Here is a 14,904-nt window from a genome sequence, read left to right as displayed (position 1 = left end):
CGGCAAGGCCGGGGTGGGAAGGGACACGGCGGTTTTTACAGCCGTGCCATAACGGTTTCGCCGCCGACCATGGTCTGCCCGACGCTTACCAGCGGTTCAACCCCCGGGGGCAGATACAGGTCGGTGCGCGACCCGAAGCGGATCAGGCCGAAGCGTTCACCCGTTTCCACCTTCATGCCTTCGGTCACGGAACACACGATACGACGTGCAACCAGACCGGCGATCTGGACAACGGCCATCATGCGGCCATCGGGTAGGGTCAGGCTGAGCGCATTGCGTTCGTTCTGCTCGGACGCCTTGTCCAGACTGGCGTTCAGGAACAGGCCAGGGTGGTAGGCAATGGCCGTGACCGTGCCCGCGGCGGGCATGCGGTTGACATGTACGTCCAGCACGGAAAGGAACGTGGCAATACGCCACACAGGCGTTGTGCCCATGTTCAGTTCCTTGGGCGGTGCTATTTTTTCAACCGAGACGATATGTCCGTCGGCCGGGGCTACGGCAATATCGGCCCGCGCGGGGGTAACCCGTTCCGGGTCGCGGAAGAAATACAGGCAGAATCCGAAAAAGCCCATGCTGGCATGGCCGGCCCTGCGCAGCATGGGGCAGCGCAGCTTGCGCCCCGCCCAGTACGTGACAACGGCGGATGCGGCGGATGCCAGCAGAAAAGGCCGGGCTTCCGGGTGCGGGCGCGCGACGACAAGTTTGAGAGACTGTAGCAGAGACATGGTTCAATCCTTGCCCGAAGGCCCTGAATGGCAAAAAAGCCTGAATGAAGCACAAAAGGCTGCGGGGAACGGCAGGGTTCCCCGCAGCCTTGCCTGTCGGTCAGGCCAGGTCCTTCAGCGTGTCGCGCACGGCGGCAAAAGCGGCGTCGGCGGCCTGGCCGTCCGGCCCGCCCGCCTGGGCCATGTCCGGTCGGCCACCACCACCCTTGCCGCCCATGGCCACGCTGGCTGCGCGGACCAGGGCTACGGCATCGGCTTTGCCGGCAAGTGCCGGGGCTACGGCCGCGACAACGCTGCCCTTGCCTTCGGCGGTTGAGATCAGCACCACCACATCCGCATTGCCCTGCTTGAGAATGGTCTCGGCCAGACCTTTCAGTTCACGCGGCGGAGTTTCGCCCACATTGCGGGTTGCAAGCCGTATGGCGCCAATTTCCTCCACCCCGGCGGCGGCTACGGTGCCGGTGGCCAACTGGCGTTGCAGGTTGGCGATCTGGCGTTCCATGGCGCGGCGTTCGTCCAGCAGGCTGGCAAGCCGTTCCGGCGCTTCGGCCGTGCCCACCTTCATCATGGCGGCCATCTGGGCCAGACGCTGTTCGTTGGTGGCGGTCAGGGTTTCCGCCGCCTTGCCGGCCACGGCCTCGATCCGGCGCACCCCGGCCGAAACCCCGCTTTCGGAAACAATGCGGAACTGCCCGATATCACCCGTGCGGCTGACATGCGTGCCACCGCACAGTTCCATGGACCAGGCGCTGCGCGTGTCATCGCCCGGCCCCATGGACACCACGCGGACTTCATCGCCGTATTTTTCGCCGAACAGGGCTGTCGCCCCTTCGGTTACAGCTTCGTCCGGGGTCATGGAACGGGTGACAACCTGCGCGTTCTCACGGATGCGGTGGTTCACCTCGGCTTCGATGTCGGCCAGTTCGGCGGCGTCGATCGGGCGGGGCTGGCTGACGTCGAACCGCAGGCGGTCCGGCGTGTTCAGGCTGCCTTTCTGGGCCACATGCTGGCCCAGGCGGCGGCGCAGGGCTTCGTGCAGCAGGTGGGTGGCCGAATGGTGTGCGCGAATGGCCGAGCGCCGGTCGTGGTCGATGGTGGCTGTCACGGCAACGCCAGGGCGCAGCGTGCCTTCCACCACCGTGCCGATATGCACGATCAGGTCGCCCGCTTTTTTCTGGGTGTCGGTTACGGCCACTTTCAGCCCGGCGGCACTCAGAAAACCGGTATCACCGGCCTGGCCACCGCTTTCACCGTAAAAAGGCGTCTGATTGAGCAGCACCGCCACCTGCGAGCCCACGGGGGCTTCGGTCAGGAATGCGTTGCCCGCGATCACGGCCAGAACCTCGCCGTCGGCCTGTTCGGTGGAATAGCCCAGGAATTCGGACGCGCCGAACCTGTCACGCGCTTCGAACCATACGGTCTCGACCGCGGCATCGCCCGAACCGGCCCATGCCGCGCGGGCACGCTGGCGCTGCACGCTCATGGCGTCTTCAAAGCCCTGAACGTCCACCTCGTGGCCGCTGCCGCGCAGGGCGTCCTGCGTCAGGTCTAGCGGGAAGCCGAACGTGTCGTACAGGCGGAAGGCGACATCGCCAGGCAGGGACGCGCCGGGCACCAGGCGGGCTTTTTCGTCGTCCAGCAGGTGCAGACCGCGCTCCAGCATGGCCTTGAAGCGCTCTTCCTCCCCGCGCATGGTTTCGCGGATCAGGGCTTCGCCATGCACCAGTTCGGGGTAGGCGCCGCCCATCTGCTGCACAAGGGCAGGTAGCAGGCGGTAGAATACGGGGTCTTTCGTGCCCATCATGTGCAGGTGGCGCATGGCGCGGCGCATGATGCGGCGCAGCACGTAGCCGCGCCCGTCCTTGGCGGGTAGAACGCCATCGGCAATCAGGAATGCGCTGGACCGCAGGTGATCGGCCACCACGCGGTGGCTGGACTTGAACGCGCCGTCCACCGCCTGATGCGTGACATCGGCAGAAGCCTGCGTAAGTGCCACAAACGTATCGGTATCGTAGTTGTCGCGCTTGCCCTGCATGATCGCGGCAAAGCGTTCCAGCCCCATGCCGGTGTCGATGGACGGGCGGGGCAGGGGGGAACGCACACCCGGCGGGTCTTCGAAATACTGCATGAACACGAGGTTCCAGATTTCGACAAACCGGTCGCCGTCTTCATCGGGGGAGCCGGGTGGGCCGCCCGGTACGTCCGGCCCATGGTCGTAGAAAATTTCCGAGCAGGGGCCACAGGGGCCGGTATCGCCCATGCGCCAGAAATTGTCCGATGTCGCAATACGGATGATACGGCTGTCGTCCAGCCCGGCAATGGAACGCCACAGGCCCGCGGCTTCCTCGTCATCGGCGAAAACGGTCACGAGCAGTTTTTCGGCCGGCAGCCCGAAATTTTTGGTGACCAGGGTCCAGGCCAGTTCGATCGCTTCGGCCTTGAAATAATCGCCGAAGGAGAAATTGCCCATCATTTCAAAGAACGTATGGTGCCGGGCGGTATACCCTACATTGTCCAGATCGTTGTGCTTGCCGCCTGCCCGAACGACCTTCTGCGCCGTGGTGGCGCGGGAATAGGGGCGGCTTTCCTGCCCGGTAAAGACGTTCTTGAACTGCACCATGCCAGCATTGGTGAACAGCAGGGTCGGGTCGTTTCGTGGAACGAGGGACGACGACGGAACGATCTGGTGCCCGTTGCTGGCAAAATACTCCAGAAAAGCGGTGCGGATTTCATTTGTTGTCAGCATGGCGTGGGGCGGAAAGTCCTGCAACGGGGTTTGGGCACGTGATGGAAAGACGGAAATCCGCTCTCACGGCCGTTGGAATGGGCGATCGCGTTCTGATCCGGGCGGAAATGTAGCGCAGCCAGCGCTTCTCCGAAAGAGGGCAGCATTACGGCGCTCTACGATGCGCGGGGTCGGCGGGCGTCATCCGGCTGTTTGCCAAATCCTGTTCGGGGGTGGCGGCTTGTGGCCTCTCCCGGAAAACCACTTTCTGGCTGATGTGAAAATTGCTGAGCAGGCCAGCGATGGAGCCTGCGGCAAGGGCTACGACCGGATAGTGCCGGCAGAACGGAAAAAGAATGAACAGCGTGTAGACAGTCCCGCGATTGAGCACGAACCCGACGCTGTTGGCGGCAAGAAAACGCAGCCACTGAACAACGATGGAGTGGCTGGACTGCACACCCCTGAAGGTCCACAGGCGGTTCAGCAGCCAGTTTGCCGTCGCGGCAATGAAATAGGCTGCCAGTGTTGCCAGGGTCAGCCCAAGTAACGGGCGCAGCGCATAAACCGATCCGGTATCCCAGACAAAACCAAGGGTGCCGACGACCCCGAATTTAAACAGCCGCAGGAGTTTCTGTCTGTCGGTGAACGGGTGCGAAACTGGGGTCATGATCCATCGGAAACGCAGGGGGCGGGGGAAAGCCACATGGGGATGAAGCGTTTTCCATAAAAAAAGAGGTGCGCGAACGCACCTCTTTTCTCTGTAACAAACCGGAGACAGGACCGATTAGTGGAGGATGATTTCCACGCGACGGTTCTGGGGCTCACGGGTGTTCGGGCCGGTCGGCACCAGCGGGTGGGCTTCGCCGTAGCCGTGGATGTCGATGGCGGACGCCGGAACACCGTCACGGATCAGTTCAGCCTTCACGCTGTTGGCGCGACGGACGGACAGGTCCAGGTTGTACTTCTGACCGCGCGGACCGGGATGGGCCGCGGAGTTGTCGGTATAACCGTTGACTTCGATTCGGGTCGTCTGGACGTGGGTGGAAGCCTGAGCGGCTTCAGCCACGATCTGACGGGCGCGAGCGGTCAGGTCAGACTTGTCCCAATCGAAGAACACCAGGTAGGAACGGGCCGGCAGGGGAGCCGGAGCCGCAACAACCGGAGCCGGCGGCGGCGGCGGGGGAGCCGTGTCGAACGCGTAGCGCAGGCCCAGGATGAACTGGTGGTTGAAGCGATGGTCGAAGTTCACGTTGCCGCTGGAACGCGCACCGGACGCGGACACTGCGGAATAGTGATAGGCGCCGTCCATGAACGTGCCGGGCTGGCCGATCATGCGGTATTCCGTGGTGATCTGGAAGCCCGGGATGCCCGTGTCGTAAGCCGCACCGACGATACCCTGGTAGGCGAAGCCACCGTTCGTGCCGCCGATATGGGTTGCGCCGCCGCCCTGGAAGTTGGTCTGGACGGGGTTGTAGTGCTGCCACAGGTAACCGGCGCCAACACCGATGAACGGCGTGACAGGTGCATCGATCCCGAACTGCTTCAGGTCGATGTCATACAGCACATTCACGAAACCGCCGTAGGACTGGTCGGAGCTGCGCGTATGGCCGGGAATGTTGGTGCCGGGGCGGTGATCGATGTTGGAGTAGTTATAAACCCCTTCGATTTCAGCGCGCAGACCGTTGCCGAAGCCCCAGCCGAACGCACCAAACCCGGTGAAACCAGTGTTGTGACGGAACTGAGAGGAGCCGCCGCCCGGAGGATTGCCAGCGAGGTGAACGTGCTGGTTCTGAACAAGGTTGTAACCACCGGCCACGTTGACATACGGGCCTGTAATCGTGGTGGCGAATGCGGCCGCCGGAGCCGCTGCCATCAAAGTCGTTGCAAGTAACGCCGTGCGGAGACGCATTTTTTCGTCCTCAATATTTTCATCTGTTTGACCTGCCACCAACCATTTGGCCGGCAAATCCAGCAAGATGCTTAAAGCCGTTATAAAACGATCAGTTCCTTGATAGGAACCCGAAGTTTCACGCTATGCCGCATAACAAGTCATAAGCGTGGTTAATCTGCAACAGTTCATTCCGAAGCTCGAATATGTTCTTACTGCATACAGCTTGCTACGGGTCTAACTGAAACAGCCTAACATATTGCAAACGCAACTGTTGAAGTCTCTCTCCTGCGGCATTGAGGCGGAATTGAGGCAGGGTGACACTTTTACAACGGCCACCCTGCGCAATGGCGGTTTTCCGCCGCAATTCAGGGTGTGGCCCCGTCCGCCAGAAGAACCTCGCGCACCAGATCGGCCGGCACGTCGCGGGTGGTGAAGGCGCTGGCGATTCCACGCGCCAGAACGAAAGACAGTTTTCCGTCCTGCATTTTCTTGTCGCGCTGCATGTGGGCCATCAGGTCCGTTATGCGAAAACTGTATGGTAGATCACGAATATGTGCAGGCATGCCCAGCGATTCCAGGTGCGTGGTCACGCGGTCCAGATCGCCCTGCGGGCACAGCCCCAGCCTGACGGACAGCGCAAAGGCCAGGGTCAGCCCGATGGAGACAGCCTCCCCATGCAGCAGGCGGCCGTCATAGCCCAGTTCCGCTTCCAGCGCGTGGCCGAAGGTATGGCCCAGGTTCAGCAGGGCGCGTCCGTCGGTCTTCTGTTCCTCGCGCTCGTCGGCGGCCACCACGCGGGCCTTGAAGGCGCAGGCCTGCCTTACGGCTTCAGCCAGGCATTCGGGGTCCCGGGCGAGAACGGCCGCACCGTTCTTTTCGCACCATGCAAACAGGGATTCGTCACCGATCAGGCCGGATTTCACGATTTCGGCATAACCTGCCATCAGTTCCCGGCGGGGCAGGGTGGCCAGGGCCGATACATCGGCCAGCACGCAGAGCGGCTGGTGGAACGCCCCGATCAGATTCTTGCCCCAGCGTGAGTTGATGCCGGTCTTGCCGCCCACAGACGAGTCGACCTGTGACAGCAGCGTTGTGGGAATCTGCACAAAAGGCAGCCCGCGCAGCGTGGTGGCCGCGACAAATCCGGCAAGGTCGCCCACCACCCCGCCGCCCAGCGCGATAATGGAGGTCCGGCGCTCTACCCCGTGTTCGAGAATCGCATCGGTCAGGCGCTGGTATGTCTCCAGGCTCTTGCTGTGCTCTCCCGGCGCTATGGTCAGGCTGCGTGTGGTAATGCCTGTTTCGCCCAAGGCGGTTTTCAGCTTGTCCAGATAAAGCGCGCCCACGGCCTCGTCGGTGATGATGATCACGTCCTTGCGTGGCAGGACCGGAGCCAGCAGGGCGCCTGCCCGGCTGATGAGGTCGGTGCCGATCACGACATCGTAGGTGTTGCGCGCCAGCGCCACGGGCAGCCGCAGGGGGCGGCGTGACAGGGCCAGGGCCTCCATCACGCGGGTGGTGGTGTGGTCCACGTTGTTATCTCCGCAATCAACGGTAATGTCGGCCTCGGCGTAGACGGGGTGGCGGATGGTCATCAACTGGTCCAGCACGTCCCGCGGGGAGGCAGTGTTCAGCAGGGGGCGGTGCGTGCGCCCGGCTACCCGGCGCAGCAGCACCGGCAGCGGGCAGCGCAGCCAGACCGAAATGGCCCTGTCACGCACGAGGGCGCGCGTGCTGGCGTTCATGAACGCGCCGCCGCCGGTGGCCAGCACCATGGGCGGACCTTCGAGCAGCCGGCGGATCACACGCCGTTCTCCGTCGCGGAACGCGGCCTCGCCATACAGTCGGAAGACATCGGCAATGGAACAGCCTGCCGCGCGTTCGATTTCAATGTCCGCATCCACAAAAGGCAGGCCCAGCCGGGTGGCCAGATGGCGGCCGATGGTGGTCTTGCCCGCGCCCATCAGGCCAACCAGCACAATGCTGCGGCCCGACGGCAGAACGGTATGGGCATGGTCGCGGACGATGCGCTCCAGATCGAGCGGGACGGGGGGTGGGTCCCCGGTTTCGGGGAGGGGGAGAGAGATACGTGATGACATGAAACGCAGCTTAACATAGAGCAGGAGGAAGACACCTATATCTGTTATCAGGGGAGCCTGCCTTTATGAACCGCGCGGTTCTGATCGTTTTTACCGTTGTGCTCGTTGGCCTTCTTGGCGGTTTCGCGGCGCTGGGGCTGACAGGGCGGCCCCCGGTGCCGCAGGCCGTGCACCGTACTGTGGCGCTGCCCGCAAACCCGGCCGATGTCCAGGCCGCCGTCGTGGTGCCGGTGGTGCCCGCGGCACCGGTCATGGCTCCCGTCACGGCCCCTGTGGTGCCTGCTGCCCCGGCCCAGCCGACGCTGACCCAGCCGGTCCAGACGCAGCAAGCTCAATCCCCTGCGGTCCAGTCTCCGGCAACCCGGTCCCAGCCGGGTCTGTCACGGTCGGCTCAGTCCCCGGCGGTTCCGGCTGTTGCTGTTCCGGCCCAGGCCGGGCAGTCGGCTCCTGCGCAGTCCTCTCTGGCGCCGCCCGCCCCCGCGCATCCGTGACGGGGATCGGCCGCGCCCGTAGCCGGGTGCCCGCACCTGCTGCGCTGCGGCGCGGTCCATAACGGTGGCGCTTCCCGCTGTGGGCGGCGTGCATGCCGGTGTCGATCTGTTTCTTGAAATGCTGGCGGCCGAGCGGGCAGCAGCCCCCAACACGCTTGCCGCCTACGGGCGGGACATGGAGTCCTGCGCGCAAAGCCTGGCAGCGCATGGGCAGACCCTGGCCAGCGCCACGGCTGAGGGGCTGCGGGCGTGGCTGGCCGATCTGGCGGGGGCGGGGCAGTCGCGCCGCACCGTGGCCCGGCGGCTGTCGTGTATCCGGCAGTTTTATCTGTTCATGCTGCGCGAAGGTCTGCGCCAGGATAATCCGGCGGCCAATCTCGACAGCCCCCGGCCCGAGACCACCCTGCCACGGTTCCTGTCCGAATCGGAGGTGCTGGCCCTGCTGGATGCCTGCGCCTGCGCGCCCGGTGCATCGGCCGCCAAACAGCGGCGTGGGCTGGTGGCGCGCGCGGCCCTTGAACTGCTGTATGCCTCTGGCCTGCGAATCTCCGAACTGCTGAACCTGCCGCGTCAGGCGCTGGCGGGGGATAACCGCATGATGACGGTGCGCGGCAAGGGCGGGCGCGAAAGACTGGTCCCGCTTTCAGACAGCGCGCGGGACGCGGCCAAAGCCCTGCTTGCGGTGGATGCGCCATTGGCCAGCGCGTATCTGTTCCCCGGTCGCGTGCCCACCCAGCCCATGACCCGCCAGGCCTTCGACCGGATTCTGCATGACGTGGCGTTGCGTGCCGGGCTGGACCCCATGCGTCTGTCGCCGCATGTGCTGCGGCATTCCTTTGCCACGCATATGCTCAACCACGGGGCCGATCTGCGGGCATTGCAGATGCTTCTGGGCCATGCGGATATCGCCACGACCCAGATCTACACCCATGTCCAGACCGACCGGCTGAAACAGGCCGTGGCGGCGCACCACCCCCTGGCGCGGTCCGGAAAGGGCGCAAAAAACAGCCCCGTCGATTAGATTTTGCTAAAAAAGCGCATGAACGACATGTTTGGATGCATGAAGTGACTTGGTTTTCAACCGCGTTGTGCTAATCGGCATTGCATGCGTCAGTTCCTGGATTTTGAGAAGCCTGTCGCCGAACTTGAGAACAAGATCGACGAACTCAGGCAGATGACCGACCCCGAAGGGGTCAATATCGAAGAAGAAACAGCCCGCCTTTCCGACAAGGCGGAAAAGCACCTGCGCACCATCTATGCCAAGCTTACGCCGTGGCAGAAGGTGCAGGTGGCCCGCCATGCGCAGCGTCCGCACACGCAGGACTATATCGATGCGCTGGTGAGCGACTTCACGCCTCTGGCGGGGGACAGGCTGTTCGGTGACGACAAGGCCATTATTGGCGGCATGGGCCGGTTTGACGGCATGCCTGTCGTGGTGATCGGCACCGAGCGCGGGTCGGACCTGGAGACCAGGCTACGCCATAACTTTGGCATGGCCCGGCCGGAAGGCTACCGCAAGGCCCAGCGCCTGATGGCGCTGGCAGGGCGGTTCGGCCTGCCGATTCTGACCTTTATCGACACCGCGGGCGCATGGCCGGGAATCGATGCCGAGCAGCGGGGCCAGGCCGAGGCCATTGCCCGCTCCATCGGTGCGTGTTTCGACGCTCCCGTACCGCTGGTGGCCACCGTGATCGGTGAAGGCGGTTCGGGCGGTGCCGTGGCGCTGGGTGCGGGGGACCGGGTGTTCATGCTCGAACACGCGATCTATTCCGTGATCTCGCCCGAGGCCTGTGCCTCCATCCTGTGGCGTGACCCCAAGCAGGCCAGCACGGCAGCGGAAACCCTGCGTCTGACGGCGCAGGACCTCCAGCGTCTGGGGCTGATCGACCAGATCATTCCAGAACCCATCGGGGGCGCGCAGCGCGACCCGCAGGCCGCCATGGCCGCTGTTGGCAGGACTGTGGCGGGGGCGCTCAAGGAACTGGTGCCGCTTGCACCCCAGCGGCTCAAGGAACTGCGGCGCGAGAAATTTCTCGCCATGGGGCGCGAAGTCCTGCACTGAGCGGGGCTTTACGCCAGCCTTCGGGGCTGGTCCGCCTGAAATGCGGCGTTTTATCCGATGCCCGCCCGGTTTTTGCCGGGCGGGCATTGTTTTTTGTCCCGTTTGTAAACCCTGCCGGGACGTCTGTCGCCCGGGTGCTGTTGGCGCGCTCTGTCAGGCAGAGCAGGGGGATGTGCGGGTGGCGGACGCCATTCCGCCAACCCGATGAAAGGGCGTGCCTGCGCCAGCCCGCATCATGTCAGAGCGGAGGTTCGCCCTGCACGGGGGTGCCGCCTTTTTCTTCGATCAGGGTATGAATTTCGGTCGCGGCTCTGGTCACGGCCTCCCTGTCCTGTCCCTTGGCCACCAGCGCCACACCGTAACGTCCGTCCCCACGGTGGAACGGGTAAGAGCCTATATCCAGATCGGGGTAGCGGGTCTGGATGGCTTCCAGCCCTTCGGCCAGGGCGCCTTCATACAGGGATGTGACATGCCATGTCAGGGAAAACACCGGCTCACCGGGGCGCAGGGTCGGGGCCAGCTCCCCGAACATGGCGCGCATGATGCGCGGAACGCCAGCCAGCACGTGAACATTGCCGATTGTGAACCCCGGCGCGAGGGACACCGGATTGGCGATGGGGGTCGCCCCCCGGGGCAGCTTGGCCATGCGCTGGCGCGCGGTATTGAACTCGGTCTTGCGAAAATACTCTTCCAGCAGCGCGAAAGTGGGGGGGTGAATTTCCCACGGTACGCCAAAGGCTTCCGCCACGCAGGGGGCGGTGATGTCGTCGTGCGTGGGGCCGATCCCCCCGGTCGTGAACACCTCGTCGTATGCGGCGCGGATTTCGGTCACGGTGCGGATGATGGTTTCCCGGACATCGGGAATAACCCTGACTTCACGCAGGGGAATACCCAGTTCACCCAGGTTCTTGGCCAGGAACTGGATGTTTTCATCGCGCGTGCGACCGGACAGGATTTCGTTGCCTATCAGGATGAGGGCGGAGGTGCGGCGCATGATCGGGGACAATCCTTTCCTGGATGCTGAGATGGGCGGCATCGTTCTGGCCAGAAGATGAAACGGCGGGCGGGCGCGGTCAATGGTGGTAAAAAATGACAGCCATCCGCCCGTGATCGCGTTTTTGGATTGACCCGGCGCAGAGCAGTTCATAGCTTCCCGCAATGTCTGAAAGCCAAACAGCTCCCGTGTTCGATCTTCCGCGCGCCTGGCCTTTCGAGGAAGCGCGTAAACTGGCCGACCATGTCGCGCAGCGCGACACGGCAGGTGCAGGCGGCGACCCACGCCCCGCATTGCTGGAAACCGGCTATGGCCCCTCCGGTCTGCCCCATATCGGCACATTTGGCGAGGTGGCGCGTACCTCCTGGGTGCGGCAGGCCTATACGGCGCTGACGGGTCGCCCTTCGCGCCTGCTGGCTTTTTCCGACGACATGGACGCCCTGCGCAAGGTGCCCGACAACGTGCCCCAGCGCGACATGCTGGAAAAATTTATCGGCCAGCCGCTTTCGCGCGTGCCAGACCCTTTTGGCACGCACGAGTCGTTTGCCGCGCATAACAACGCCCGCCTGCGCGCCTTTCTGGACAGTTTCGGGTTTCAGTACGAATTTGCATCCTCCACGGATTATTACACCTCGGGCCGGTTCGACGCGGCACTGAAACGCGTGCTGGAAGTCCATGACGAGATTCTGGGCGTCATTCTTCCTACTTTGGGGCCGGACCGCAGGGCGACCTATTCGCCCGTCCTGCCGCTGCACCCGCGCACGGGTGAGGTCATGCAGGTGAAGATGGACGCGATCGACGCGGCGGCCGGCACCGTGCGCTGGACCGACCCCGCAACGGGCGAGGTGTTTAAAACACCCGTCACCGGCGGCCATGCCAAGATGCAATGGAAAGCTGACTGGGCCATGCGCTGGTACGCCCTGGGCGTGGATTATGAAATGTCGGGCAAGGACCTGATCGACAGCGTGCGGCTGTCCGGGCGGATCTGCCGGATTCTGGGTGGCGTCGCCCCGGCGGGGCTGACCTACGAGCTGTTTCTGGACGACAAGGGCCAGAAAATTTCCAAGTCCAAGGGCAATGGGCTTTCGGTTGAGGAATGGCTGCGCTACGCCCCGCCCGAAAGTCTGGGCCAGTTCATGTTCAACCAGCCGCAGCGGGCCAAGCGGCTGTATTTTGACGTTATTCCCAAAACGGCTGACGACTACCTGACCCATGTCGAGAAAGCCTGCGCCCAGCAGGCGCAGGACCCCACGGGGGCCGACCTGCGCGCCAACCCGGCCTGGTTCATTCTCAAAGGCCAGGTGGGGCCGGAGGCGGGCAGCCCGGTGCCGTTCGGCATGCTGCTGAACCTGGCCAGCGTTGCCAATGCCGAAACACCCGAGGTCCTTTGGGGTTTCATTCGCCGGTATGACGCCGCGGTCTCGCCCGAGACACACCCCACGCTGGCCTGTCTGGTCCGGTACGCGGTGGCGTATTACGCGGATTTTGTGCGGCCAGCCAAAACCTTCCGTTCGCCCACGGATATGGAACGCACGGCTCTGGCCGATCTTGCGGAATGCCTGCGCGGCTACGAGGGTGATGTGCCCGATGCCACGGTCCTGCAGAACCTTGTGTTCGAGGTGGGCAAGCGCCATGGGTTCGAACCGCTGCGAAGCTGGTTTGGCTGCCTGTACGAGGTGCTGCTGGGCCAGAAGGAAGGACCGCGCTTTGGCGGATTCGTGGCCCTGTATGGCGTGGCTGAGACCGTGGCACTGATCGATGGCGCCCTGCTGCGCGACAGGCAGGACTGAGGGCGGGAGGTTCGCCATCATGGCACAGCCTCAGACCCCGCCCGAGCCCGCACCCGACCTGCATGGCGGGGAAACGGGGTGGAAAAAATGGCGCAAGCATCTGCCGCATGTGCTGGGGCTGATACTGATGGTAGCGGCAATCGGCGTGGTGCAGCACGAGGTGCGCCACCTGCGCCTGTCCGATATCCGCCAGGCCACGGCGTCCATCCCGGCACCCCGGATCATGCTGGCGGTGGGCTGCACGCTGCTGTCCTACTTCGTGCTCTCCTTCTACGACCGGCTGGCCGTCATTCAGGTCGGCTACCGTCATGTACCGTTCCGCAGGGCGGCTTTTGCAGCTTTCTGCTCTTATGTCCTGTCCCATAATCTGGGTTTTTCGGCCATTTCCGGCGCTGCGGTGCGTTACCGCCTGTACCGGAACTGGGGGGTCGACTCCTTTGCCATAACCCAGATCATTGCTTTCTGTTCGGCCACCTACCTGCTGGGGGCGGCGGTGCTGATCGGTGGCGTACTGATCTGGGAACCCGCGGTGCTGCCCGGTATCGGCGCGCATGTGCCCGCCCCCGTGCTGGCGGTTATCGGCGGTCTGCTGTGGCTGGCGGTGGGGGCCTATATCGGGGTGGCGTTCCGGGTGCGTGAGGTGCGCTGGCGCAGTTGGGTGGTGGCGCTGCCATCGCCCGCCATGGCGGTCATGCAGACGGTTGTGGCCACGGCCGAGGTCGCGGCTACGGCCAGTATCGCCTTTGTGCTGCTGCCCCCGAACACCGGGGTGGATTTCGGCTCGTTCCTGGCGATTTACATTGCTTCCTACACGGCGGGCCTGGTGGCCAGCGTGCCCGGTGGGCTGGGTGTGTTCGACGGGGCCATGCTGCTGGCGCTGGGGCCATACATGCACGCCTCCGCCATTCTGGGCGTGGTGCTGGTTTTCCGCCTGCTTTACTACATCGTGCCGCTGTTCATGGCGGGGCTGATGTTCGCGGGGCACGAACTGTTCCTGCGTGGTGACGCGGCTCTGGCAAAAAAGAAAGCGGCTGGCCTGTCCGGGCCCGCACCTGCGCTCAAGCGTCGGCCAAGTCAGGTGGTGCGCGAGAGCGAGGCGGCGTTTTCGGTCGCGGTGGCTACCGGCGCGGTCTCGCTTTGCGGGTTGCTGCTGATCTGCCTTGTGCTGATGGACCCTGTGCCCAAGTTCGCCATTCTGCCCGACAGCCTTGCGTGGTTTGCACAGGTCAGCGGCAATTACCTGCTCTCGCTTATGGGGGTGGCATTGATCGGGATGGCAATCGGTCTTTCGCAGCGGGTAACGCTGGCATGGCGGGGGGCGCTGTGGCTGCTGCTTGTGGCGACGGTGCTGACCTTTCTGCGCGGCAATACTGTGCTGGTGCCCATCATGCTCGGGCTTTCCATGCTGTTTATCGCCCCGTTCCGCACCTGCTACTACCGCCATGCGCGTCTGCTGAGCGAACCTCTGGCGGCTTCGACCCTGCTCAGCCTGCTTCTGCTGTTTGGCTGTGTCATTACCCTGGCGACACGCAGCGGCGTGGGTGGAAGCTGGTGGCAACTGGTGCTGGCTGCCCAGCAGCACGGCGCCGCGCGCTGGACCGTTGCGCTGTCCGTGCTGCTGGCGCTGGTTGTGGTGGTGCGGCTGATGTGGCCCGGCCGCATAGCCGTCCGGATCTGGACGGATCAGGCGTATGAACAGTACCGTGCCCTGGCCCATGCGCTGCCCGATGTGCCGGCCCTGAACCCCGAAGGGTTTGTGCTGGGTGAGGCGGGCGAGGCGATGATTCCCTTTTTCGTGCGTGACGGGTTTCTGGTCGGGCTGGGAGACCCTGCCGGCGGGGAGGATGACAGCATCTCCGCCATATGGCGCCTGCGCGATCTGGCCTTGCAGGAAGGGCTCAAGGTCGGTTTCTGGCGTGTGGGCGAGACGTTTTTGCGCATTTACGATGATATCGGCCTGAATGCATGGCCGCTACAGGATGGAAGCGGGCAGAATTTCTGCTATCCCTCAAGCGATATTGCGCTGGCCTCCCGGCTTGCAAAACTTTATGAGCAGCAGCCGGGGCCAGCAGGCCTGCCGCCCTCCGCCCCCTGATATGGCGGCGGATGCAGGCAGCCGGTTTTCAG

General features: G+C 64.0%; 11 protein-coding genes. 5 read left to right on the top strand and 6 right to left on the bottom strand.

From position 1 onward, the window contains the following. Positions 1-35 precede the first annotated feature (35 nt). The 5 genes from ABF990_RS03820 to aroB all read right to left on the bottom strand — a co-directional run bounded on the left by ABF990_RS03820 (position 36) and on the right by aroB (position 7,440). A complete protein-coding gene (locus ABF990_RS03820; RefSeq protein WP_415500981.1) occupies positions 36-725 on the bottom strand; it encodes a phosphatidylserine decarboxylase in 690 nt (229 codons plus the stop codon). 100 nt (positions 726-825) lie between these two features. Next, a complete protein-coding gene (gene alaS, locus ABF990_RS03815; RefSeq protein WP_415500982.1) occupies positions 826-3,471 on the bottom strand; it encodes an alanine--tRNA ligase in 2,646 nt (881 codons plus the stop codon). A 145-nt stretch (positions 3,472-3,616) separates the two neighbouring features. After that, positions 3,617-4,117, bottom strand: coding sequence for a GtrA family protein (locus ABF990_RS03810; RefSeq protein WP_415492440.1), 501 nt, complete (start codon positions 4,115-4,117; stop codon positions 3,617-3,619). 117 nt (positions 4,118-4,234) lie between these two features. Next, positions 4,235-5,359, bottom strand: a complete 1,125-nt coding sequence (locus tag ABF990_RS03805; RefSeq protein WP_415492443.1) for an OmpA family protein — start codon at positions 5,357-5,359, stop codon at positions 4,235-4,237. 347 nt (positions 5,360-5,706) lie between these two features. Beyond that, positions 5,707-7,440, bottom strand: a complete 1,734-nt coding sequence (gene aroB, locus ABF990_RS03800) for a 3-dehydroquinate synthase (protein WP_415506479.1) — start codon at positions 7,438-7,440, stop codon at positions 5,707-5,709. Positions 7,441-7,505: 65 nt separating this feature from the next. Here aroB and ABF990_RS03795 point away from each other — a divergent pair, with 65 nt between their 5' ends. The 3 genes from ABF990_RS03795 to ABF990_RS03785 all read left to right on the top strand — a co-directional run bounded on the left by ABF990_RS03795 (position 7,506) and on the right by ABF990_RS03785 (position 9,993). Continuing rightward, positions 7,506-7,931: a hypothetical protein gene (locus tag ABF990_RS03795; RefSeq protein WP_415500769.1), complete on the top strand. Its 426-nt coding sequence runs from the start codon at positions 7,506-7,508 to the stop codon at positions 7,929-7,931. 118 nt (positions 7,932-8,049) lie between these two features. Further along, complete coding sequence (locus tag ABF990_RS03790; RefSeq protein WP_415500780.1) at positions 8,050-8,952, top strand: site-specific tyrosine recombinase XerD; 903 nt, start codon at positions 8,050-8,052, stop codon at positions 8,950-8,952. A gap of 84 nt (positions 8,953-9,036) precedes the next feature. Further along, on the top strand, positions 9,037-9,993 hold the full coding sequence (locus ABF990_RS03785) for an acetyl-CoA carboxylase carboxyltransferase subunit alpha (protein WP_415492176.1): 957 nt from the start codon (positions 9,037-9,039) through the stop codon (positions 9,991-9,993). A gap of 238 nt (positions 9,994-10,231) precedes the next feature. Here ABF990_RS03785 and ABF990_RS03780 read toward each other — a convergent pair whose 3' ends face one another. Then, complete coding sequence (locus ABF990_RS03780; protein ID WP_415492177.1) at positions 10,232-10,987, bottom strand: competence/damage-inducible protein A; 756 nt, start codon at positions 10,985-10,987, stop codon at positions 10,232-10,234. A gap of 164 nt (positions 10,988-11,151) precedes the next feature. Between ABF990_RS03780 and ABF990_RS03775 the strand changes: the two genes are divergently transcribed. Both ABF990_RS03775 and ABF990_RS03770 read left to right on the top strand, forming a co-directional pair. Beyond that, the gene (locus ABF990_RS03775; protein ID WP_415500770.1) at positions 11,152-12,777 is read left to right on the top strand and encodes a lysine--tRNA ligase; all 1,626 of its coding nucleotides are present in this window, start codon (positions 11,152-11,154) and stop codon (positions 12,775-12,777) included. A 19-nt stretch (positions 12,778-12,796) separates the two neighbouring features. Then, positions 12,797-14,872 carry a lysylphosphatidylglycerol synthase domain-containing protein gene (locus ABF990_RS03770; protein WP_415500771.1) on the top strand — a complete coding sequence of 692 codons (2,076 nt, stop codon included), beginning with the start codon at positions 12,797-12,799 and terminating at the stop codon, positions 14,870-14,872. The last annotated feature ends 32 nt before the right edge of the window (positions 14,873-14,904 follow it).

The organism is Acetobacter sp., from assembly GCF_047723915.1.
In the GTDB taxonomy this organism is placed as follows: Bacteria; Pseudomonadota; Alphaproteobacteria; order Acetobacterales; family Acetobacteraceae; genus Acetobacter.
Note: the sequence above shows the minus strand (reverse complement) of the source record. Positions and strands in the feature narration are given on the sequence as shown.